Annotated in this window: 2 protein-coding genes; both read left to right on the top strand. The window is 52.8% G+C overall.

All coding sequences use genetic code 11. The features are described from left to right. Positions 1-31 precede the first annotated feature (31 nt). Entirely contained in the window at positions 32-283 is a 252-nt protein-coding gene (locus GIW79_RS29575) for a type II toxin-antitoxin system HicA family toxin (RefSeq protein WP_014718823.1), read from the top strand. After that, a partial coding sequence (locus tag GIW79_RS29570; protein WP_236466713.1) for a type II toxin-antitoxin system HicB family antitoxin occupies positions 280-625 on the top strand: 346 nt, incomplete at its 3' end. The genes GIW79_RS29575 and GIW79_RS29570, both read left to right, overlap by 4 nt.

Here is a 625-nt window from a genome sequence, read left to right as displayed (position 1 = left end):
CAACTACATTTAGTTACACGCAGGGAACGCCGTGTCCAAGAATGAAAAGCTGCTCGCCAAACTGCTCAATGAGCACATGGCATTTACCTGGTCTGAGCTCGTCACGTTATTACGCCGATTGGGATACACACAGATTGAAGGGGCCGGAAGCCGGGTCAAGTTCGACATGGGCGACCCCAGTGCAATGATCACCCTGCACAAGCCTCACCCCGGCAACGAACTGAAACACTACATTCGGCGCCAGATCATCGAACAATTGAAATCAGGAGAACTGATTCAGTGAACAACCAACTGAAACACAAAGGCTACATCGGCTCCATCGAAGCCAGCCTCGAGGACAACTGCCTGTTTGGTAAAATCCTGTTCATCAAGGCATTGGTGAGCTATGAAGGCAAAACTGTGGCTGAACTGGACGCAGCCTTCCGTGGCGCGGTGGATGATTATCTCGCTACCTGCCAGAGCCTGGGGCACACGCCGGAGAAACCGTGCAAAGGTTCATTCAACGTACGCGTCGGGCATGACTTGCATTTGGCCGCTGCCCTGGCGGCAAACCGTAAGAAAGTGACATTGAATGATCTCACGCGTCAGGCGCTGAACGAATTTCTGCAGCATCACTACCCAGAGC

Source organism: Pseudomonas sp. PA-7-1E, from assembly GCF_021605325.1.
Taxonomy (GTDB): domain Bacteria; phylum Pseudomonadota; class Gammaproteobacteria; order Pseudomonadales; family Pseudomonadaceae; genus Aquipseudomonas; species Aquipseudomonas fluorescens_BV.
This window is presented reverse-complemented; position numbering and strand designations above follow the sequence as displayed.